The organism is Rhizobium sp. 11_C7_N12_5, assembly GCF_051811145.1.
In the GTDB taxonomy this organism is placed as follows: Bacteria; Pseudomonadota; Alphaproteobacteria; order Rhizobiales; family Rhizobiaceae; genus Rhizobium; species Rhizobium lusitanum.
In genome coordinates this window covers 228,255-249,924 of the sequence record NZ_JBPWPY010000004.1, presented here as the reverse complement: position 1 = coordinate 249,924, position 21,670 = coordinate 228,255, and the positions used below count along the sequence as shown (strand labels likewise).

The window sequence follows — 21,670 nt, the reverse complement described above, 5'->3', positions numbered from 1 at the left end:
TAAAGGGTTGCTGGCTGTCCGTTGTAGTCGTCACTTCCGGGGTCGAGGATATTGGCGTCCGCCAGGTCCTTGCGCTGCGCGTCCGTCAGGCGGCCAATCGCTGCCTCGGTCGCCTCGGAAGTCGGCACCAGGGGGATATGCAGGGCCTTGAGCTTGTCGGTGATTTCCACGTCGGGCTTGCCATCGGCCGTCAGAAACGCCCGCTGCTCGAGCTGCGAGGGAGCGGGTTGGCCATCGACAATGGTCTGGAATTTCATGAAATTATCGCTCCCCGGGTCGGGAACGACCGTGGTGGAGTTGGAGCCGCCGCCCGGAAATGCCGGCATCGGGAAAGCGATGGTCGTCGAATAGTCGGCGTTTGTCAGGTTGCGGAAGCGGTAGGAGATCCGGATACCCGTAGTGGAGAGATATAGCTCCTCTGAGACGAGCGCGATCTTGTCCGTCTTCTGAAGGACGAGGCCACCGGCTGCCAAGGTTGCCGAGCTGTCATCGGCGAGAGCGGGAGTGGACAGGAGCAAGAGGGCTCCACAGGCGAACGGGGTAAAGCGCATTCTAGTTCTTTCCGGATGGGGCAAGTGCCGGGTTGGCGTCTGTGGGGTGCTTCAGGATCCGCTCTTGCGATAGGTTACACCGTCGAATGTGTAGATCTCGCCGGACTTGGGGTTCCTGGCATCACCATTGACGAACATATCGTGGAACTCGCCATGCAGGCCGTTTTCGGCTTTTACCGCGTGACGGAAGGCGCTGAAAACCACGCTTGCCTTGCCGGTGGGCGCAACGGATACGATCCACACCGGCCCCGTCCCTCCGCCCGCATCACAGCGGTTCGAGGTCGTCACGAACCAGGTCTTGTTGGTTGCCGACAGCGACGGCAACATCTCCCTCCCGGTCAGCTTGCAGATCGGCGGATAGTTGGAATCGTGTTTGATGGCTTCGGTGACGTCAGAAGAAGGCGGTACCATTCCGATATCGTCGATCGACCAGACGCCGTGCGAACTGGTACCGGCAGCAGATGGGGGCGGTGAGGCATCAGTCGCGGGCACAGGCGTCCCGTTCCTGGCGATGACATCGCCGGCAAGCTCGAAGCCGGTGATGATCTCCTCTGGCACGCTCCCAGCCTCAAGCACGAATTTGCCTGCCTGCGAACGCCAGATGGCGACGCTTGAGCGTTCGTCGTCTCCGCGCACACTTCTCGTATAGGTGACGCGTACGCGGTCGGGTTGCGGTAAGCCGGTCTCGATCCTGCCCGCTATGGTCACGGCTTTGCTGTCGTCTTCTTCCGCGCCGCTATTGCTCCAGCCGGTCGGAACCATACCGAGCCGGACGATGCTGCCGTTACGGAACACATAAAAGTCAGTCAAATCATTGGAATAGCCCTGCTGAGATATCCCTCCATTCACCATCATGCCGTCATCGGCTCCGAAATGCGCGGCATTGATATCGCCCACATTGCCCAATGCGCCATTGCTCTCGGCGAAATCGCGCTTGACCGTGACGAGCCGCAGCGTACTTCCCGACTCTCGGAAAAAATAGGCCGACAGACTGGAGCCCTGATCAAGTCCGCTTTCGCCCGGATCCGGCGCAATTGCTGTGATCAGAACTCGGCTGCCGGTGAACGTCATGAGAGCCGCAAGCGAAACGCATTTTTCGGAAGAGCCTTCGGCGCGAAAGCGTACGTTCTTCCCGAAGGCAAGGGTCTCTGCCATGCGCATATCGGTGTTGTTTGCGAGCATGTCGCGGACATCCTCGCACAAGGGCGTTGGGGTTTGGCTCGAATGGTTATCACCCGATGCACTGTGAGCTGTCGCTCCCCATAGGCCCACCAAGCAGGACATCGCCATAGCGGAGGTGGCGGGCAGCAAATTCCTGGGGTGCCATTTGCCGCGGTTCGCATTCGTCATTGTTTTGCCTATCGGATCCAATATATAGACCCGCTCCCTCTCATTCCAACGCCATCGGCACGCTTCAGCCCGAAAGCGGATTCTCTTGCCGCGCGGCGGGCCTCGATTGTCCGGGAGCAAGGCCTCAAGCTTAGCGGCTTGCCAGGATCCCTGGACAGTAAAGGGACCCGCCCGACTACGGCGCCGCCAGCATCAGGACACAGGACCGACAAGGCATTTATCAGAACCTATTCACGACACTGCTATCCCTGCGTCCGTCATAAGTGCACATCCGTCTATATTTTCAAAAGTCCGCCTTCCGGCTGGCCGGCAACTCCCGCGTGTCGTAAGGGTGCCACAGCAGAATTGATTCTGCGGGACCCCAAAAATGGATCCAGCCGCATTGGGTAGGGTCTTCGATTCGTCTTGAGTTTGCAGGATCGAGGCCGGAGATAGCCCTATCTCATTGAAAGGATATCAGCATGAATGTCTGGCGTGGCGCCCTCTGCCGCTTCTCTTTATCCGTTCTGGCGCTATCGATTCCGACGCTTGTCTGGGCGGCCGAGCAAAAGACTGATTGCTTCGGCTTCGACGCCGTGGATGACGATCCGCTCGCAGTCCAGCTTTATGAAATCAAGCCTGGGGATAAGGTCGAGATTCAGTGTCCGGAGAAATCTGTGATCTGCAACAAGGGCGCCTTTCTGTTGCCGGGCGATCAAGTCGCTGTAAACCGGATCGATGGCGACCGCGCCTGCGCCGAATATCTCAATCCTGCCAAGCCACCCGAGAGCGATGAAACTGCCGGCTGGTTGCCGCTGGCGCGGCTTGCTCCAATATCGCCGGCGCCCAACTGGGTCGGGCGATGGGGTGACAGCGAAACGACGATCGTCGCCAAGCAACAAGGCGACAAGATCCGCATCGACGCCAAAGCCAATCTTCAATTCGGCAACGGTGAGGAGGGAGGGCAATTTGCCGCCCTCGTCGACGGCAAAGAGTCTCAAGTCAAATTCGGCTACCAATCCGGCGACGACGGCGAGCCGGAAAAGCTTCTTCCCTATCAGGACAAGAAGATACCTGGTCTTTGCCAGGTCAAGATGGCACAACTCGGGCGCTATCTTGTCGTCGGCGACAATCATATGTGCGGCGGTATCAACGTCAGCTTTTCCCGGGTTTATCGTCGGGTCGACGAGAAGGCGCCGGCAGACAAAGCTGAAACGTCGAAATCGTCTACGGTGCAGAAGCAGGTCGACGCGGTGCGCCCTTCTTACAAGGCGTGCCTCGACAAATCCGAAGGCGTTACCGTCGCCATGCGTGACTGCGCCGGCACGGAGCATAAATATCAGGATGATCGTCTCAATCGAGCCTATCGTGCATTGCGGGCAGAGCTCGATCAGGCGAGCGCCACGCAACTGCGTGAAGAGCAGCGAGGCTGGATTGCCGAACGGGACAAGCAATGTGCCGTGGATAGCACCGGCGGTACTGCCGCTTTGGTCGTGGCTGACGATTGCTTGGTGCAGACGACAGCCAAGCGCGCCGCGGAGCTTGAGAGCCGGCTTCCCCGATAAGGGAGATCGAGGTCATCCATGATGAGCCGGCCCACTATGGGGCCGGCACAATCCCCGGCAGCGCATAGCCGCGCTCGAGCGTTCCGTCGAAGGCCGCGCCGTGACAGGACATTGAATACCGCTCCCAGGTGTAGTTCGTGATGATGGAGCGTCGCCCGGGATCCACGTGCCGAAACTCATATCCAACTTCCGCCTCGTAAGTGGCCTGTTCGCTTCCGTCTTGCGACACGCCCTTCGTATAGATCACAACCTGTCGCGTCCCGCCTGCCGGGTTCGTGACAGGCTTGGGCATGGCCATAGCGCTCAGTTGTTGGTGTGTGGTTTCCAGATAGGTCCGGCACGCGGCGAAATTTGCAAAAGGGCCGGCCGAAAGCGGCTCGGGTGGCAGCGATCCACTGGCCAGAGCCGTGCCGGTCGCGAGAAGGATGCCCACAAGCGCGGAGCCGAGCACAGCGGCTGGGCGGCCGCTGACGATTGTCCCGCTTGCTTTTTCATCAGTCATCGGAATCGAGAGCCTCCGCCCAATTCTTTCGCATCTCGGCAAGGCGACTGGTGTAGGCCGACTTGAGGCATTGGGCATCCTTGCAGGCGTCCCTTACGGTCTCCCGCCAATGCTTTTGCTCCTTGCCGGCGGGATCGATCACCTGGCCCGTCTCGCCGTCGTGGCCGGCGGTTTCGCCTTCGATCTTGTCGAACAATACGTTCATCTCGTCGTCGAGCTTCGATAGGCGAGAATCTTTACAGATCAACTTCTCCAGGTGGCTTTTGGCGTATTTGCAATTGAAACCGGCCGCCTGCACTTGGTTCGCAAAGGCCGATAGCATGCAAAGACCCGCAGCCATCGCCAGCAGGCGATTGGGAGCCGATCGTCCTGCGTTCATCGTCTTGCCTCGCTGTTGGAAAAAGCAGCTCATTGCACGGGCGGATAGGTTGGGCTGGTCAGGCATTGGTCGAACCAGGTTGCGTCGGATTCCTCGAGCGGCCATGCGCCTTCGACATCCAGCTTGGGGAAATCGGTCTTCAGCGCTGGAAGGTGTTGGTCCGCGCCGGGGTCCCGCGTCCAACCGGTTTTCTGGCTGTCGCTGCAGATATCCCCCGATTGGTCGCTGCAAATGGCCGAAGCATTGGCCTTGTCGCCCTCGATGGTGCTGACGGCGTAATATTCATAAAGCGACCAGGTCGCCCATTCGGTGCTGAGGCTGCAAAGGCGGTCCTTGTTGCGGACATGCATGGCGCCGTAGCACTGATAGGAGTAGCTCGACTGATCCTTGTCGTTGGGAATGAACTCGCAGCGCGTATCGAAGCCGGCGAACGCGCCGCCCGTATACTTCGCAAGAAAGCGCCTCTGCTCTTGAGCCTGCGCGACAAACCCTTTGTCAGATCGGTCGCTCAGTCGAGCGGTGCGTGCCGTCATGGCGCGGCGTATCTCGCTGATGGGTATGGCGGCTCCATCCGAGCCACCGCCGAAGCCCTCGTTGCGCGCGGTAATCCAGCGGCGTTGGCTATTGACCAGCATCGCACGGATTTCAGGATCCGGCACTGTTTTGAGGAGGGCGGCATAGGCCTGTCCCATCGTCGTGTCGGCCGCCTTGAGGCCCGCATCGCCGCAAATTTTCTTGTCGATAGGGCCGCTCGCCTTGGTGCAGTCGATGGCCCATGCCGGCGTTGCAATGCCCAATCCGAGGAACGTCATCAGGCCGGCAATCGTGAGCCGGATTCTTGCCGTGGATTGATGGCCGGACATGGTGATGCGTGCTCCTCTGTTTCTTCCGCCACATGGTGTAGCTTGGTGGTATCGCGCTTGCGACGGATCGGACCGTTGTCGAGAGCGACATCTCGGTCTTGGCGATATTCGCAAATAGCTCGATATTGTTATTGGTTGTACGAGATTTCGGAAATCTGAACGTCCGTGCACTTGTTATGGACGATACTGCACCGCCTCGCTTATGGGGTCAGGCCGCTCGAGCATGAGTTCATGGCATCCGAAGCTGGCCTTGTCCTGCGCAAGCGTACGGTGACCCACCCGGCAACCCCCTCTGCAAGCAACGAGTATCACGTCATCAGGTATGCCCCAGAGCTTACGTCGACGCTGTCAGTGGTAACCGAGTTATGGCGACTGTCGATGAGCTCTCGCGGAAGGTGCGAAAGGCGTTGCGGGTAATGCTCACTGGGGAGCATCGATGGCCGCCGGTAAGGTAGTGTATTGCCCCTCCCGCAAACGCCCTCTTTGTACGAGCGGACGCAAGGTTGCGATCGTGCCGAAATCGACGACGCGTTCAATGACGTGAGATCAGCTTCTTGGAGGGCTCACTAGCGGCTCGACCAGCGAGGACGCAAGCTCAGCATATGGAGGCACGAGGAACGGACGGTTAGTCCAACCGACCTTCAACGACCAGAACGCCCCTCCCCTAGCAAGAGACAGTTTCAGTGAGCGGCTTGGGGAATGACGTGGTCGCTATCAACTGCGGCAGGTTCAGCCGACAAAGCCCGCAGCACCGCTTCGGGTTCCCTCTCCATGATCCGAAGCAAAGTCCGCGCAGCACCCGACGGCTGCGGCGTTCCCTGCTCCCACTTCTTGTACCCAGACGCGCTGTCGTTTGGCATTTAATTCGAGATTCTGGCGTAAATCTTGGCACTTAATGTGAGATTCGCCGCCGTGAAAAAGATGGCTAACCACGGCCAAGCTTCATCTAAAAATGCCAAATATCACAAGAGGTTATGGCCAGATGGGAGCGCCTCAAGCGCCGAAAATCGCACCGAAAAATCTCAAACTAGGTCCCATCACCTGCCGGAACAGGGGCATTCTTACGATTAAATGCTAAACGACAACTGCCCTGCCATGACGTTGGGATGATAATAGCAGGGCAGCCATGGCAGTCCGAACGGGCAGCAATCTAGGCCCGCGTGAACGGACGACAGATGCAACTATCATGCTCGTGACGAAGCTACCCTCATGCTTCCCGATGCGGTCGATTCTGCCGTGTCAGCATTCAGTGGCCGTCAGAGTCACCGTCGGAATCACCGCGCAACGCTAAAGTCGCAATGGCGGACGGAATGTTGGCTGCAGAGGATGAGCCGACTGTGGGAGCCGAGGTTCTGCCTGTGTCGGAATCCGCCGTCACGGGCGCGGGAGGCTTCGATGGAAGCGAGGCAGCTGCAGTAGCTGAGATGGAAGTAATAGAAGTCATTAAGAAAGCCCTTCTTCAGCGGAGCCTTCGCGTCATGCGTAAAGCGCAGCTAGTTTTCGCAGACGGTTCATCCATCCAATTCCGGATCGAGTTTGTGTCTATCGATCGCAGGCTGAAACTGGCATTTGATTCTTACAACAGACTTACAGGATGGCGCCTGCATCCAAACTTTGAAACGGAATGGAAAACTTCTCTTGGCTAGCTGGCACTCCTCGAAGGAGATGCCAGAAATCCTGTGCGACTCGTAGCAGAGAGACGATTAGTGAAATGTCGCTGACGCTACCTGCTGCAGGCGCGAGGCGACCTGGCCGGCATAGAGATCGTGGAAGAAGGCGAGGTCCTGCCGCTCCACCGCCCTGTGGCCCTGCCATTGAATGGCGGCCGGCATGCCGATGCCAAGCGTATGCGAGGTCAGCGTATTGACGAGGAAAGAGCCAGTCGGGATGCAGGGGAAAAGCATCAGGCCAAGGAGGATCAGCAGCATCCGGTCGTTGTGCAGGAAGGCGACAGCGCCCTGCTGCGTGACGCCGTCGACGATAACAGACAGGCCCCAGACCATCGTCAGACTCATGACCTCAATCACCATGGTGCAGAGGGCGAGCGTGATCAGGATGCCGCGAAACATAGAGATGAAGTGCAGGAGAACGGCGACCGGCCCCTTCGACGGCAACGGCCGATAGGGGATGTCGAGCGGGCGGATCAGGCTTTCGAAGGGGCGGTAGATCGCATCTGAAATTGACATGGCTCGCTAGAACTCTAAGGAAGGAAGATTAGGCGATCAGTAGATGCTAGTTTTTCTGCGACGGTATCATTGCAGGGTTGATTGGGCCAATCCGCAGTGCAGCGGGATCAACTTTCGGACAACCTTCAAATTGAAATAATGATTGCACTTCTATATATTGCAAGCAACGCAATCATATACGAGGATTTCAAGCATGGCCTCCATTACCATTCGCAACGTTCCCGAGGAGGTGCATCGCGCCATCCGTGTCAGAGCGGCCCTGCACGGCCGGAGCGCAGAGGCTGAAATCCGCAGCATTCTCGAGCAAGCAGCCAAACCAGAAGGCCGTTTGAAGCTCGGCACATTACTAACTTCCATTGCCCGTGAAGCCGTGGGTTTGACAGACACTGAAGCTGAGAGCTTCAACCAGCTTCGCGACAAGACACCGGCCGAACCGATGAGCTTTGAATGATTGTCCTCGATACCAATGTGATTTCCGAACTGTGGAAGATCGAGCCGGATTCCAACGTGCTGGCCTGGATCGACGCACAAATGGTCGAAACCCTCTATCTTTCTACGATCACGATTGCTGAACTACGCTTCGGCTTGGCATCAATGCCAGACGGCAAGCGACGCACAATCTATCAGGACCGCTTGGAACGAGAGGTCTTGCCAGCTTTCACGGGACGAATTCTGTCGTTCGACCTGGACGCTTCGCAAGCATATGCCCAGCTTATGGCCCGTACGAAGCAGGCCGGCAAGGCCATCGGTAAGGCGGACGGATACATCGCCGCCGTGGCGGCCGCCCGCAGTCTAACGGTTGCCACGCGCGATACAAGTCCGTTCGAGGCTGCTGGTCTCAACGTCATCAACCCTTGGAATTCCTCGCAATGAGGCTTGCTGGGTATATGTCGACATTTCAGGTCTTTATCGACACGTCGCTGGGAAAGACATGTTGACCTTCAAGCTCGCCAGAAGAGGACGACATGAGGCCGCTTAAACGGCCTCTCATTGGCTACCCTGCCTTTTTTCCGGCAGGTGCGTTTGCGCGCATTAGCGCCATGAGCATCGGCCCCAGCGAAAACTCGCCCCTCTCGGCTTTCCGGGTAAGATCGCGCAAATAGCCGCCAGCCGAGTTGATGTGCCCTGCCCTCTCAAGAATGCACGCCATTATCGCAGCCGCGTTCTCTGGTCCGAGTGCATCACACGCATCCTGATAAGCGGTAGGACTGACCCCGAGCATCGACCGAACGACAACAGCGGCCGACATCAAGTCCCGCCAACTGCCGATGGCACCTCCCGGGCCATAGTTTGAAATCTCCGGGCAGGCTTGCAACACCATGCCAAGCGGAAACGCCTTTATCGGCTCCCCCGCTCGTTTGTTGTCTGGGCTCGATTTCGCCCCCTGCTCTTTTTCAGAGCGTGGTTCAAGTTCATTGATGGATTCGGTATTTGAATTCTGTATGTGACATCCATCTTGGACAGCATTGCCATCCATATCTTCAGATTTATCGTTAGCTTCCAGCTGGTTGAGGATTTCTTCGCGCAACATCTCCATCTCTTCGAGGGCCGATTTGATGTCTGATGCCGTCGGTGTCCGCGGGATACGTGACAAGAGGTCAATGAACAGCGCTTCGATATGCTTCCAGTCGCCCGGAGCCCTCTCCTCTGCTGCGGCACTAATCAGCTTGCGAACATCTCGCCGGCAGATTGTCAGCGCTTCTTTGATCATACGGAAACGTTTGCGTTCCGCCGCCACCTGCTGAGCCATATGAGCCAGTTCCTCGGCGCGCGCCAACAACGGCGCTAGGCTGAAGCCGAAGGCGTCATCGATCGCACCCGTTTCATCCTTGCGGGCGTAACGCTTCCCGTTGGCGCTGTCCTTGCGTTGAATGAGACCACAGTCGACAAGCGCGGCGAGGTGGCGGCGCAGCGTCGTGCCGGCGATGCCGTGAGCTCGCACGGAGAGCTGCGCGTTCGACGGAAAGACGACGAGGCCTTGATTCTCGGAGAGCTCGCCATCCGGATAGAACGTCAGCAGCGCATCAAGGACCGCGAGCGCTCGATCTTGGATGCCAAGCACCTCCCTCGCCTCGCACGCGTCGCGAAACACTTTCCACTTATCGGCCGTCTTACCGGTCTTGATTTCAGCCGTCCTCATTTGCCGTCTAATTTGGGCAAGCAAAACCGGCCGCCGCCCGAAGGGCGTCGTCACATTTCTAACCTGCATTTCCTTCACCTTTCAAAAGGCAAAAGAAAAACGCTCACCAACGCGGCGCCAAAGACTCTTGACAGTGATTCGGGGAAATGCGATTCTTTGCTTGCTACAGACAAAGAGAGGGCTTCCACGACGGCGACGTTTGGGGGCCTTTTTCTTTTGCTGATATCCTCCGATTTCTACCTATGCAGCCTATCGCTTGGTTTCTTGCATGTATTGATCATGCAAGCTTTCGATCTGGCCAGTGATGAATTCAACAAACTCGATCGGAACAGACTTATTGAAGGCCAGTTTTGAGCCTGTCCGACCATGGCTCACCTGACCCAGGACAAGGCCATGTGACAAGATCTGCGCGCTGCTTGGCAAAGCGACTTCCGGATTGTCTTCGATCGACAACGCATCGAAAACCGCCGCGAAGCGAATATCGCTGGCCGCACTCCGAATAGCTTCTCCATTAAGTACCTCCATCGCGCATGCGTGTGGAGCGCGATGAGCTGACCATCGGGCCTCGAAATCAATCCATCGCCGGCGGCCGACTTCTGGAGCCGGACCAATTTCCTTAACAATCTCGACTGGCAAAGCGCTTGCCAGTCGAATCATTTCAGAGATATGCGATTTGCCAGTTGTCAATGATTTGCAAATAACATCGCGACCATAGCCGGCAATTTGTTGCGAATGGGCAAAGAAGCAGCGTTCAATGAATGACAGATCGTTGCGATTGCTGTTTTCCTCACCTTGGAAAATGACAGCCTCTTCGTCGCTCAATTCGCGCGCGATTGCTCGAAACTTAATGCCAAGAATCTTCGCTGCGGCAAGACGACGACGTCCAAAGACAATCTGAAAAGACTTTCCGTCTCGGTTAACCGCACGAACAAGACCGGGCGTGCTCTGTCCATGTTCACGCATCGACGCCAATAAGTCGGCCAGATGTCCAGTATCGTAGGCGGACGCAAAACGATCCGGTATTGCAGATTCAAGAACGTCATCTGGGTCAATTTCGATAACCTGACCACCGTCCTTGAGCAATCGCTCAGCAAGCTCGCTACGCTCTTGGATTTGGCGGACACCAGCTGCTACCTTCAATAGATGTGGTGACGCAGTAGAACGTGGCGTTTCACTTCTGTCCGCGCCACCCTCGATTTGACCAAGCACATTGGCAAAAAGGCCCTTTGAATCCTTGCGGCTCATTCTCTCCCCCATGCCTTCCAGAAATGGCCTTCCAATTCCGCGTTTGCGGCATTGATAGACTCGATCGCGCGATCGTATGTTTTGGGAGCTGAAAAGCGGGCCCGCTGCACCTCATAGAGACTCTGTTTCCAGGTTAGCGCATCCGCAACTGCCGTCGATTTGATGACAGGATTCAGCAGCAGGTCTTCGCCAAACACCTGCCGCATCAGCGCGGACATGTTTGCCTGCGGATGATCGTTGGGCTCGAACTTGGTGATCATGAACTTCGCGAAGTCCCATTGTGCGGTTGTTCCGACCTCGTCGAGGATCTGCATATATGAGGCGGCCAGTTCAAGGAACTTTGCGGTGGAATCCACATCCAACATGTTGGCAGGAACTGGAATTAGAACGCCCGTCGCCGCCGTCAAAGACGAAAGGGTCAAGAAGTTGAGCGAAGGTGCAGAGTCCATCAAGATGAAATCGTAGTTGTCGACGACCTGTTCTAATGCTTGTGAAACGCGAAGAAGGAAGCCCGTTCCACCTGTTCGACGCATCTCCAGCGCAACAGCGGTTTCGAATTCGGTGAGTTCGAGGCCGGCGCAAATAATGTCGAAACCGGCAATATGGGTTTCGCGCACTATTGTGTTGGTTGGGACCGGTTCATCGAACCGAATGGCTGAGTAGAGGGTGTCCCCTGCCCTGTAGTCAAAGTCAGGAAGGTTCCCTTGGAGCGCTGTTAAGGACGCCTGTGGATCGAGATCAACCGCCAGCACGCGATAGCCGCGCATCGCCAGATAATGACCAAGATGAATCGTCGTCGAGGTCTTGCTCGACCCGCCCTTGAAGTTGGAAACGGCGATGATTTGGCACTGCTCATTGCCCGTGCGACGAGGGTTCATCCACTTCTTGCGCCCGTTGGAAGCGAGGGCCAACCGCAGCTCACGAATTTGCTCCAGCGAATACAATCGACGACCGTTGGAGATTTCGGGAGATGGCCCCTGCTCCTTGGCGGCGACTTGGCGGATATAGGCTTCGGTGACGTCCAATAGAGCGGCAACCTCAGTCGACGTAAACTTCCGCATCGTGCGCCGGGCGTCGGGCGGGAACTGGGCAAGGCTGAGATTATTCAGTGCAAGCTCTAGCTTACTGGAGAAATTCTCCATGAAAGATCTGCTACTGAGATGTCTCGTCATCATGAGAATCCTTTGTGGTTCGGTGCGCTAGTTAACGGCTGTTGTAGTTAACATTTCACCAACGACCACGTAACTACTCAAAAATCCGGAAATTCGGGTTTTCAACGCAACTAGGCATACTCCGATTCGGGTGCGCTCATCAAATGGGCTGCCAATTGGGTAATTTCATTTGTCCCGTCACCTCACATCATCCTAGTTCCCCGCGGGGAACTTTCGACTGTGACGCCAAAACGAGCTCAGACAGTTTAGCTGGTGGGGTCGATTCAAATTGAGAGTTCCCCGCGGGGAATGTCGCCACAGGAGATTAGTCACAGCAACTGTCAATGGTCAGTCCAGTCGCGGATTCAAAAGTATGAAACCGGCAAGCACTGCGTCAGCGCCTCCATGTTGTATGAGCTGGCAAGGTACTTCGCAGTGCCGGCCGCTCCGTTCTTTGAAGGTCTCCCTGTAACCGCCGTCGGCCCTCTCAGCGAGGCCGCCTGTGAGATTGACGGCCATATCGCCTACATTTCGACGACCGTGGGTCGAGATCTGATTGGGAAGTGTTGTTGCTTCCGCCTCACGTCAGGAAGCGAGTTCTGTCTCTTGTGGCGCATTGGTCGAACAACAGGAGCGAAAGTCAGAAACAAGGTAACGCCCGGCTCGAAAGCCGGGGCGCATTATCTCCCTGGGATCAATCCCAGGGGATGACTGCCATCAGAGCGTCGTCATCCTGGCCGGGATAGCGGCCGAGGTTGGCGTTCAGCTTTCCATAGCCCGTATTGACGCTGAGCGTGAAATAGTCGCCGCCATTCTGATTCTGCTTCTTCCAGATGCCGCCGACCTCGACGCGCTTTCCACGCGGGCTCTTTGCAAAGAGGCGATAGGCAGGGGCCTTGGCGTTGATGCTTTCGAATTCCTCGCCTGAGATGTCGAGGTCGTAAGCGATGGAGGCCATGTTGCCGGACAGAGTGCTGTTGTCGTTGAAGCGGATGAAGTTGACGAGATCGGTCATTGCAGTGTCTCCTTTGTTTGCGTTGCCGATGGTCACGCGAAACGGCTGGAGAAAAGGTCAGCGCAAATGCAAGAGCATTTGTCGCGGGGGATTGCACCCATCGGGGCGCAGTGAAACGGAGCACCGCTGGAGAGGGCGATTTTGCACCGCGAGGAATGGCGCTCAACGCAATAAGCGGAGCTTGTGCTGAGGTCAGGGGAAAATCGTCAGCGTAGGCGGTTGCTGTCCGACCTGCCAGCCGTAGTGATCCATCCATCAAGGCAACGCGAACAAGGAGACACGAGTGACATTCGATCGCGTCTCATCTGATCAAACACAGGCAAGTTCACCCGCAATATCGCGCTCATCGCCGGCCCGGCTTCAAGATCTTGCAACGGGGTAAAATCACCAATACTTCGCCGGGTTGAGGGCTTTAATCATGCCTCGCACCAATGTGATACCACGCGACAATCGCGGATGATTGCGCTGGGACCGGCGGTATCTGGCCGGCAGCGGTACGAATTCGGCAATCTCGCCGTCATTCCCTAGAGGGGTCATAGGCCGGTCAACTCCTATCACGGCCGCTTCTCCGATCAAGACAAGCAATGTCCGTGCTCGCGTCCCGAGCGGCTTGTTCCGGAGCATTGCGATCTGATCGTCGGCCAGGACTGTTGCGGTACGATGGCGTTCCATGCCTAGCGGCTATGCCGCTTAGGGTGGGCAGGGGAGTTCCGAGGGGAAGGGCGTGGATTCCCCTCGCACCAAGCCCGGTCCGCTCGATGCGGTCCAGGATAGGTAAGGCGCAGGTTGATGTATTGGACTGTGGGCGGGATCACCCGCCCACAGCTGGCCGTATTCGTCACCTTGCAGCCTTCAGCGCCGCCATCCTCTCACCGACCAGCCAGAGGGCCTTATTGAGCTTGATATCTTGGTCGATGCCGTTGACCGCACGGGACTTCACACGGCGGGGCCGGCCGAGTTCGTCCCGGCTGACGCCACGCAAGCCACCTCTGATGACGTTTTCCTGCGTCACGTTCCACACGGTCCAAAGATCGTCGGCACAGTCGTCATGACGGCGCGGGATCAGGAGCTGTTCCGCCTTGATTGGAGTTTTTGTCTCGCCTTCATTGTCACCAAAACGCAAGACGTGGGCCGCCTCAGCCATGATCTGCTGCTCATCGCGATTGAGCCTATGGGTCGACCAATCCTGTGGTGCTGCCAGCGTGCGCTCGGCCTCGTTCAGAACGCGGTAGGTTCCCTCGATGACTTTGGCGCCGACATCACCGGAATGGCGAACCTTAATGGCATCGATAGTTCCAGTCTGGGTGACGAGTGAGTTCATGCAGCGAATACGGAACAAACCCGCCAGCAATTCGTAGGCACTGGTTCCGTCATTGGCATTTTTGAGCAGGATTTCGCAGACGGTATCGCCAACCCTGTAGACCTTACCGTCATCGACGCGGCGCAGGCGGATCAGATGCTTGGTGAAGTCGGCCTTCCCTTCAGTGCGGGTGGAGCTTTGCTTGGCTCCCACAGGCACAAAGCCTTCCCTCATCAGCCCACGCAGGACATCAATCGTTGGGATGGGTTGGAAACGCTCGGATCGGCTCTCATGGGCAGTTGTTGCGAAGATCGAGGGAGCAGCCCTACGCATCTCGGTTTCGGTCATGGCGCGGCCGGTGTCGAAACGTGCGGTATCGGTATAGATCGTCATCTGGAAACTCTCCTTGTGTCTTTGGTCTCGTGAAGCGGGAGCACTTGGCTCCCTGCTTCCCGAGCTCGGGCGGACCAGCGTGGGAGAGGGGTGCAAGGGTAAAAAGACGAGGGGTATCACCCACCCGGAGGACGGTGGCTGAAGGAGGCCGGCCGGAGCGGCGATTGCATCTAGTCATGCAATCGTCCTGCAGGTCTTTACGACCGAAGGATGGGGAGGCGGCTTTTTTGCCCTTGCTGGGGGGAGGGGCCGCGCGGCCTTCCCCCTGCGAAAGGATACAACGTCGCCGGCAGTGCCGGCGCCTTGGCGCTGCAGAGCAGCTTGGACGAAATCATAGGAGCCCCGGGGACGTTGAGCCGTAAAATGCTACGCAAATACAGGCCGAATCGGTATTATGGGTCGCCGTTGTTGAGCGAAGCAGAGGTCAAAAATGACTATCACAACGATGACACGTGCCGACCTTGCCGATGCCGTGATTCAGAAAACCAGTATACCCCGTAGCTTGTCAGCCGACCTGGTTGATCTTGTCTTTGAAGAGATCAGTGATGCACTCGGGCGCGGTGAAGCGGTGACGATTTCATCCTTTGCAACATTTCAGGGTCACGACAAGCGCGAGCGGAAAGGGCGAAACCCGAAAACAGGTGAGATCCATACAATCGCCCCGCGCCGAGTGATCAGCTTCACCGCATCGAAAGGGATGAAATCGCTGATACAAGACGCCCATAAAGTCCGGAGTGCAAATACCAAGAGCAGTCGGCCCAATCCCGACCGATAGCAATCTGAGTCGATCGCTGCAGCTGGAGAGTAACTATGGATGAACTGCAGAAAGGTGCCGCCGAGGACCTGCAAAATGAGCTGAGGGTCCTTAATCGCTTGATCAAGAAAGCGTTCCGGCTTGGCCTGAAGATCGATGTACAGATAAACCAGGTTCATTCCACCAGAGCTCCCTATTCAATGCCGCTCGTCGACGCGAGTGTTAGCGACGGAGTAATATCCGGCTTTATCCATGGTCCGGATCGTAACCCCGATGATCCCGATAGACCGCACGAATGCGAAGAAGCGCTGGAGAGCGGCATCAAAAAGCTGATTTCGCGAGCTGTTGGAACAGGCTGGTCGATGGCGGAGGTAACGATGTGTTTAAGCATGGAATGTTGACCCCTCTGGCGGGGTGATACTTATCCAATTTTGACCCCCCTTGGATTTCATCCGACCATCCGGCTTTTGCCAGTGGATGGGGTGGGGAGTTGAAGAGAGTGGATACGATTGCCCGTGTCCGACGAGCCTTCCATGTTCAGGGCTGGTCGGTGAAGAAGATCACCAGAGAGCTGAATGTTTCGCGTAATACGGTTCGCAAAATCCTGCGTTCTGATGCGACTGATTTTGTCTACAAACGAGAACATCAACCGTTGCCCAGGATCGGAGCCTGGAAGGGTGATATTGAACGGTTCCTCATTGCCAACGAAGGCAAGGCATCGCGCGAACGGCTGACGCTGATCCGGATTTACGAGGAGGTTCGGGCACTCGGCTACGATGGCAGTTATGACGCGATCCGGCGATATGCCAAGACCTGGGCGAAGAACCGGGGAGCCGTGACGGCGGAAGCCTATGTGCCCCTCTATTACGCGCCAGGCGAAGCCTACCAGTTCGACTGGAGCCACGAGATCATTCTGGTCAACGGGGTGACTACGACCGTGAAGGTCGCGCATGTCCGGCTCTGCCACAGCCGGATGATGTTCGCCCGAGCCTATATGCGTGAGAGCCAGGAGATGGTGTTCGATGCCCATGACAAGGCCTTCGCCTTCTTCCGTGGCACCTGCACGCGCGGCATCTACGATAACATGAAGACTGCGGTCGAGGCGGTGTTCGTCGGCAAGGAGCGACAATACAATCGCCGCTTCCTGCAGATGTGCAGCCACTATCTGGTCCATCCCGTTGCCTGCACGCCCGCATCCGGATGGGAGAAGGGACAGGTCGAGAACCAGGTCGGACTGGTTCGAGAACGCTTCTTCACACCACGTCTTCGGGTTAAAAGCCTGGAAGAGCTGAACGTCTGGCTGCTCCATAAGTGCATCGCTTACGCCAAGGCACACCGTCATCCTGAACAGACCGAGCGAATGATCTGGCAGGTGTTCGAGGAGGAACGCGGCAGCCTCGTGCATTACGTCGGGCCGTTCGATGGTTTCCACAGCGTCCCGGCCTCGGTGTCGAAGACCTGCACGGTCCGTTTCGACAACAACAAATACTCCGTCCTCTCGACTGCGGTCGGCCGCCCTGTTGAGGTTCACGCCTATGCCGAGAAGATCGTCATCAGGCAGGACGGCGTGAACGTCGGTGAGCATCCGCGTTGCTTTGGCCGTGGCGAGACGATCTACGATCCCTGGCATTATGTCCCCGTTCTGGCTCGCAAACCCGGCGCTTTGCGCAACGGCGCACCGTTCAGGGACTGGGTGTTGCCAGCGGCGATGGAGAAGGTCCGCAAGCGCCTGAAGAGCGTCCACGACGGTGATCGGCAAATGGTCACAATCCTTGCATGCGTTCCCACCGATGGTCTGACGGCCGTCGATGCGGCCTGTCAGGAGGCGCTGGACCAGGGCGTCTGCTCGGCCTCGGTGATCATCAACATTCTGGCTCGTAGTCGTGACCCGGCTCCGGCCGCAACCCTGCAAACCCCGGATGCGCTTCGATTGACCCATGAACCGGTCGCCGACTGCGCACGCTATGACAGCCTCAGGAGGGCAAGCTGATGGAACGCACACAGGTTCTCGAACTGATGAGCACGCTGAAGCTCTATGGAATGCGCAGCGCCTACGACGAGGTCATGGGCAACGGCATCAAACGGCAGCACGAGCCGCCGCGCATTGTCGGTGATCTCTTGCAGTCGGAGATCGCCGAGAAGCAGGCCCGCTCCATTCGCTACCAACTCAGCATCGCCAAGCTGCCCCTCGCTAAGGACATCGACGATTTCGACTTCACCGATACGCCGGTCAATGAATCCCTGGTGCGGGAGCTGGCTACCGGCACCTTCGTCGCCGATCAGCGTAACGTCGTCCTCGTCGGCGGCACGGGAACAGGAAAGAGCCATCTCGCCATCGCGATTGCCCGTGCACTGATCCGCAACGGAACACGCGGGCGCTTCTTCAACGTCGTCGATCTGGTCAATCGGCTGGAAACGGAAACGCGCAGCGGCAAGCAAGGGCGGACGGCCGACTATCTCAATCGCCTCGACTTCATCATCCTCGACGAACTCGGCTATCTGCCATTTGCCCAGGCAGGCGGTCAGCTCCTGTTCCATCTGATCAGCAGGCTCTACGAGCGCACGTCGATCATTGTCACCACGAACCTGGCGTTCGGTGAATGGCCGACGGTGTTCGGCGATGCCAAGATGACGACGGCACTTCTCGACCGCCTGACCCATCACTGCGAGATTGTCGAGACCGGCAACGAGTCCTGGCGCTTCAAGAACCGCTCTCAAAGCTAAAAGCCGAAGAAGATCATCACCCGCACTTGGCCTACCCTCTGCAACCCCGGCCAGCGCCGGGCAGGCCAAGCGCTGATCTACAGCACAGGGGGGTCAAAATTGGATAAGCAAAAGGGGTCAATGTTCGGTGCTGATTGACACGCACGTCTCCGGTGTCGCCCGCGACGACGGGGGTATCGACTGGAGCTTCGGCCGCCGGCGTGGCCTCGGGCTACAAACTGATTTGCGTGATCTTGAATGCTTGGAACGTTGGAATCAGGATGCCGTGGCGGGGCCTTCTTGCGGTGAACCTCTCTTATCGTTCATCCGAAGCGGCAGGTGGAGGGCAGCGTAGAATGTAAGGCCGTTGTCCTTCTTCTTGGCTGAGATGGCTCACCCTACACTGGTCTTCCGAGGGTTGCTCGGATAGGACGAGCTGCGGCAGTTTATAGAGAAGCGTTTGTCGGAATTGACGTTGCCAAGCTGAAAAATGCAATCGCCATTGCCGAATCTGGCCCAGTCACAGCGTTACATTTGCCTCAGCTGCAATATCGATGTCGGATCTTCGCCACTCTCTATTTTGAAGATGATCATGCCTAATGAGCTTTTAGCTCCTTCAATTGAGCCTGCAGAACCCGCGAACCGCCCGGCTGACGAACGTAGCCACCAGTACCAGCCGCCATCGGTTTGCGGTGACACACCTCCTTCGTATCCAGCTCTTATGAGCCTGAACTCTTTGGCAATCTTGGCGAAGCGCATTGGGGTGTTATTCATCAGACTGACCATATGGCGCACGATTCGCGTGTTAAGTTTTAGTGCAAGAGGAAGTGGCTTTCACGTACCATTTGAGGAGCTATTGCATTAAACAATTAGCCGTGCTGCCCGCCCGTTCCTCCGTTCGGCGTTGTTGTAGTAGCTCGCCGCCTGCGTCACAGACTTGTGTAGGGATTGCTGCATGGCCTCCTGCAGAGGGATACCACGGTTGGCCGCCTCCGTCAGGTAACCCGAGCGCAGCCCGTGTGCCGAGAATGCCTCCGGATCGAGCCCCGCTTGGCTGCAACGCGTTTTGAGGATCAGATTGACCGACTGCGGCGTCAGTGCTCGCCGATCAATATTGCCCCATTGGTCGATGCGCCGGAACACCGGTCCGGTGTCGATCTTGGCTTCCACAAGCCACTGCTTGAGCGCTTCCACCGGCCGGCCGATCAGAACTACATGTACTCGGTCTTCAGCCGTCGTCGTCTTGGTGCGGCCGAAATTGATGGTGAGGCACGGCAGGAGAGGGGAAGTGGGGTCCCTTGGGTCGGCATGCACCGGTTCTTCGTCGACCAAATCCTCGACGCGCAAGTCCACGACCTCGGAGCGCCGGCGGCCACCGGAGGCAAAAGCCGTTAGCAAAAGAGCGCGATCACGAAGATCGACCAGGCGAGTGCCGTCGCAAATCGCCAGCAACTTTGCCAACACATCGCCGGTGACCGCCTTTTTGCTCTTGCGCCGCCTTGGCCGAGCGCTGGCCCGCACGGCGAGCCTGAGCGCAGATTTCAGGGAGGGAGCGGTAAACGATCCGCTCAGACCGCGCCAGCGGGTGAGGATCGACCAGGAGGTCAGCCGCCGGCGCACCGTATCCGGCGCATGCGGGCCGTCGGCACGCAGCAGACCTTTGGTCCGCAGTCCCATCTCGACCTCGGCAGGCATGCCGTGGTTTGGATCCTCGGCGCGCTCGACCGGATCCCAGAGATGATGGGCGACGAATTTCAGGAGCAGGCTCTCCGGCGCCGGCCAGGGGAGGGGAGAACCGGTCGCCAGATCACACCAGGCCTCGAGATAGCCGAGATCGGAGGCGAGCGCCCTCAGCGTATTGGCGCCCATGCCCTCCTTGGCGAGATGTTTGAGCGTCGCGACGTCGTCGTCGGTGAGCAGGGTCGCGAGCTGGTCGCGGCGGGCAAACGGCAGGATGGCGTCGAGCGCATCGAGCTCTTCGGCACGGCGATGCACCGGATCGATAGGGGAGGGCAGGGCTTTGGGTCTTGGCATGGGCGGCTCTGGCGCTGTGATTTGGCCCCGACTTTATCGATTCTGCGGCCTGAAATCCATCACTATCGATACTTGATACTTATCGATGGTTAGAAGCCCAACCCTCAATCATACCATGTGAAGAACCGTAATATTCCGATAGAGTTCGCGTAAGAAATCATTTACCATGATTTCAATGACTTACGATCTCACGAAAATCAGCATGAGTGCCTTGATACGACCGGCTTTCGACGCCGGCTGTGGCTTTTAGTTCCCGATTTCAATTGAAGCGCTAAGCTGAAAATTCCCCACCCAATTTTGACTTACGCTTCACACCGGGCAGGGGAGGGGGCCTGTCAAAGCCCAGACGCCTTGGTGAGATTCACCCGAAACCGGTCCCGCCGGCGCTGATATTTTCGGGTCATCTCGGCTGAGGCGTGGCCGAGCTGCTTCTGCACGTAGCGTTCGTCGACTTCGGCGGAGGAGGCAAGGCCAGCGCGCAGCGAGTGGCCCGAGAACTTTTCCGCGCGCTCGGTCTCGGTGAGATCGGGGCGCACGCCGGCAGCCGAGGCCGACTTCTTGACGAGGCGCGCCACTTCCTGATCGAGCAGCCGGTCGGAACCGACATCCTTGCCCTGACCGGTGACGCGCCGGAAGAGAGGACCGTGGGCGATCCTTGCAAGGTTCAGCCAGGTCTGCAGCGCGACGACAGGGCAGGTCGCGTCCGACGAGCCGCGGCCGATTTCCACTTCGCGCCAACCGCGTTTTCCGCGGACCGTGACGACCATGCCCTTGTCGAGAATCTCGACCCAGCCGCGGCTGTCCTTCGTCTGGTCGCGGCCGACGTCGAGCCCGACGATCTCGGAGCGCCGCAGCCCGCCGGCAAAGCCGATCAGCAGCATGGCGCGATCGCGTAAGCCCCGCAAGGTGCCGCGCGGGAGCGTTTCCAGCATGGCGATCAGGTGTTCGGGCAGCACCGCTTCCTTCTGCCGGGGAGGGGCGGCATGGGTGTTGCGGATGCCGGCGAGCACGGTGGCGATATGGCGATCCTTGCGGTCGAGCGGGAGCCCGCGCTGGGCATAGTTCCAGGTGATCGCGGACAGCCGCCGCTCGATCGTCGTCACCGAATTCGGCTTGCGGCCGGCGCCCGCCGCGCCCGAGGCGGTGACTGCGTTACTGCCAGCGGCACAGGCGGTGATGTAGAGGCCGACGGTGTGCGGGGCGGGCGGCAGGATTTCCAGCCCTTGCCGACGGCACCATCCGGAAAAATGCTTCCAGTCGGAGGCATAGGCTTTGCGGGTGTTGGCGGAACTGGCCGCCTCGACATAATCGCGCGCGCGCTCGGCGAGTTGCTCCAGGTGGGCGGGCAATGCGGTATTTGCTTCCGCAAGAGGGGAGGGGAGGCCGCCTTGCTCGCCAAGGGCCTCGGCCGACATCTGCGGCGCGGAAATGTTGCCGTCGGCCGCCGTGCTGAGAGACGGAGCTGAGGTCGCCTCGACGTGGTTTTCGCTGTTTTGCTCGATGATTTGCGTCATTTCTCTATAATGACAGAAATGAACGATAATGGAAGTTTATCGGTCG

Annotated in this window: 19 protein-coding genes and 2 pseudogenes; 8 read left to right on the top strand and 13 right to left on the bottom strand. The window is 58.0% G+C overall.

Translation table 11 applies throughout. The annotated features are described in order from the left end of the window. Both AB8B29_RS36200 and AB8B29_RS36195 read right to left on the bottom strand, forming a co-directional pair. Nucleotides 1-551: DUF4424 family protein (locus tag AB8B29_RS36200; protein WP_439007319.1), on the bottom strand; the 551-nt coding region annotated here is incomplete at its 3' end. A 51-nt stretch (nt 552-602) separates the two neighbouring features. Beyond that, complete coding sequence (locus AB8B29_RS36195; RefSeq protein ID WP_439007318.1) at nt 603-1,733, bottom strand: hypothetical protein; 1,131 nt, start codon at nt 1,731-1,733, stop codon at nt 603-605. Between the two features lie 629 nt (nt 1,734-2,362). Between AB8B29_RS36195 and AB8B29_RS36190 the strand changes: the two genes are divergently transcribed. After that, the gene (locus AB8B29_RS36190) at nt 2,363-3,445 is read left to right on the top strand and encodes a lysozyme inhibitor LprI family protein (protein ID WP_439007317.1); all 1,083 of its coding nucleotides are present in this window, start codon (nt 2,363-2,365) and stop codon (nt 3,443-3,445) included. 34 nt (nt 3,446-3,479) lie between these two features. Here AB8B29_RS36190 and AB8B29_RS36185 read toward each other — a convergent pair whose 3' ends face one another. Genes AB8B29_RS36185 through AB8B29_RS36175 form a run of 3 tightly spaced genes read right to left on the bottom strand, consistent with a single transcriptional unit; the run spans nt 3,480 to nt 5,189 of the window. Then, nucleotides 3,480-3,947: a hypothetical protein gene (locus tag AB8B29_RS36185; RefSeq protein ID WP_439007316.1), complete on the bottom strand. Its 468-nt coding sequence runs from the start codon at nt 3,945-3,947 to the stop codon at nt 3,480-3,482. Beyond that, complete coding sequence (locus AB8B29_RS36180; protein ID WP_113134435.1) at nt 3,940-4,326, bottom strand: hypothetical protein; 387 nt, start codon at nt 4,324-4,326, stop codon at nt 3,940-3,942. The genes AB8B29_RS36185 and AB8B29_RS36180 overlap by 8 nt, the downstream gene beginning before the upstream one ends. A 29-nt stretch (nt 4,327-4,355) precedes the next feature. Further along, nucleotides 4,356-5,189 carry a lysozyme inhibitor LprI family protein gene (locus AB8B29_RS36175; RefSeq protein WP_439007315.1) on the bottom strand — a complete coding sequence of 278 codons (834 nt, stop codon included), beginning with the start codon at nt 5,187-5,189 and terminating at the stop codon, nt 4,356-4,358. 1,310 nt (nt 5,190-6,499) lie between these two features. Between AB8B29_RS36175 and AB8B29_RS36170 the strand changes: the two genes are divergently transcribed. Beyond that, complete coding sequence (locus tag AB8B29_RS36170; RefSeq protein WP_439007314.1) at nt 6,500-6,835, top strand: hypothetical protein; 336 nt, start codon at nt 6,500-6,502, stop codon at nt 6,833-6,835. 69 nt (nt 6,836-6,904) lie between these two features. Here the strand turns inward: AB8B29_RS36170 and AB8B29_RS36165 are convergent. Further along, nucleotides 6,905-7,375: pseudogene (locus AB8B29_RS36165) on the bottom strand (ABC transporter ATP-binding protein); the annotation flags it as partial. 193 nt (nt 7,376-7,568) lie between these two features. Here AB8B29_RS36165 and AB8B29_RS36160 point away from each other — a divergent pair. Further along, nucleotides 7,569-7,826: a FitA-like ribbon-helix-helix domain-containing protein gene (locus AB8B29_RS36160; protein WP_112441107.1), complete on the top strand. Its 258-nt coding sequence runs from the start codon at nt 7,569-7,571 to the stop codon at nt 7,824-7,826. Continuing rightward, on the top strand, nt 7,823-8,248 hold the full coding sequence (locus AB8B29_RS36155; RefSeq protein WP_439007313.1) for a type II toxin-antitoxin system VapC family toxin: 426 nt from the start codon (nt 7,823-7,825) through the stop codon (nt 8,246-8,248). Before AB8B29_RS36160 ends, AB8B29_RS36155 begins: the two co-directional genes overlap by 4 nt. Before the next feature lie 121 nt (nt 8,249-8,369). On the opposite strand, the gene repC is transcribed toward AB8B29_RS36155, so the two are convergent. The 5 genes from repC to AB8B29_RS36130 form a co-directional block, all read right to left on the bottom strand. Next, a complete protein-coding gene (repC, locus tag AB8B29_RS36150; RefSeq protein WP_439007312.1) occupies nt 8,370-9,584 on the bottom strand; it encodes a plasmid replication protein RepC in 1,215 nt (404 codons plus the stop codon). 180 nt (nt 9,585-9,764) lie between these two features. After that, on the bottom strand, nt 9,765-10,760 hold the full coding sequence (gene repB / locus AB8B29_RS36145) for a plasmid partitioning protein RepB (RefSeq protein ID WP_439007311.1): 996 nt from the start codon (nt 10,758-10,760) through the stop codon (nt 9,765-9,767). After that, nucleotides 10,757-11,932: a plasmid partitioning protein RepA gene (repA, locus tag AB8B29_RS36140; RefSeq protein ID WP_439007309.1), complete on the bottom strand. Its 1,176-nt coding sequence runs from the start codon at nt 11,930-11,932 to the stop codon at nt 10,757-10,759. The genes repB and repA overlap by 4 nt, the downstream gene beginning before the upstream one ends. A 673-nt stretch (nt 11,933-12,605) precedes the next feature. Further along, a complete protein-coding gene (locus AB8B29_RS36135) occupies nt 12,606-12,926 on the bottom strand; it encodes a DUF736 family protein (protein ID WP_439007308.1) in 321 nt (106 codons plus the stop codon). Nucleotides 12,927-13,764: 838 nt separating this feature from the next. Beyond that, entirely contained in the window at nt 13,765-14,619 is an 855-nt protein-coding gene (locus AB8B29_RS36130; protein ID WP_113134445.1) for a DUF932 domain-containing protein, read from the bottom strand. A gap of 430 nt (nt 14,620-15,049) precedes the next feature. On the opposite strand from AB8B29_RS36130, the gene AB8B29_RS36125 reads away from it, so the two are divergent. The 4 genes and pseudogenes from AB8B29_RS36125 to istB all read left to right on the top strand — a co-directional run bounded on the left by AB8B29_RS36125 (nt 15,050) and on the right by istB (nt 18,097). Further along, nucleotides 15,050-15,394, top strand: coding sequence for an HU family DNA-binding protein (locus tag AB8B29_RS36125; protein WP_113134446.1), 345 nt, complete (start codon nt 15,050-15,052; stop codon nt 15,392-15,394). A 35-nt stretch (nt 15,395-15,429) separates the two neighbouring features. Beyond that, a complete protein-coding gene (locus AB8B29_RS36120) occupies nt 15,430-15,774 on the top strand; it encodes a hypothetical protein (RefSeq protein ID WP_439007306.1) in 345 nt (114 codons plus the stop codon). A gap of 89 nt (nt 15,775-15,863) precedes the next feature. Then, nucleotides 15,864-17,357 (top strand): annotated as a pseudogene (gene istA / locus AB8B29_RS36115) (IS21 family transposase); the annotation flags it as partial. 5 nt (nt 17,358-17,362) lie between these two features. After that, nucleotides 17,363-18,097: an IS21-like element helper ATPase IstB gene (gene istB / locus AB8B29_RS36110; protein WP_113134771.1), complete on the top strand. Its 735-nt coding sequence runs from the start codon at nt 17,363-17,365 to the stop codon at nt 18,095-18,097. Between the two features lie 840 nt (nt 18,098-18,937). On the opposite strand, the gene AB8B29_RS36105 is transcribed toward istB, so the two are convergent. Continuing rightward, the gene (locus AB8B29_RS36105) at nt 18,938-20,110 is read right to left on the bottom strand and encodes a site-specific integrase (RefSeq protein ID WP_113134361.1); all 1,173 of its coding nucleotides are present in this window, start codon (nt 20,108-20,110) and stop codon (nt 18,938-18,940) included. 335 nt (nt 20,111-20,445) lie between these two features. Then, nucleotides 20,446-21,624 (bottom strand): site-specific integrase, encoded by a 1,179-nt coding sequence (locus tag AB8B29_RS36100; protein ID WP_439007305.1) that lies wholly within the window; start codon nt 21,622-21,624, stop codon nt 20,446-20,448. Nucleotides 21,625-21,670 lie beyond the last annotated feature (46 nt).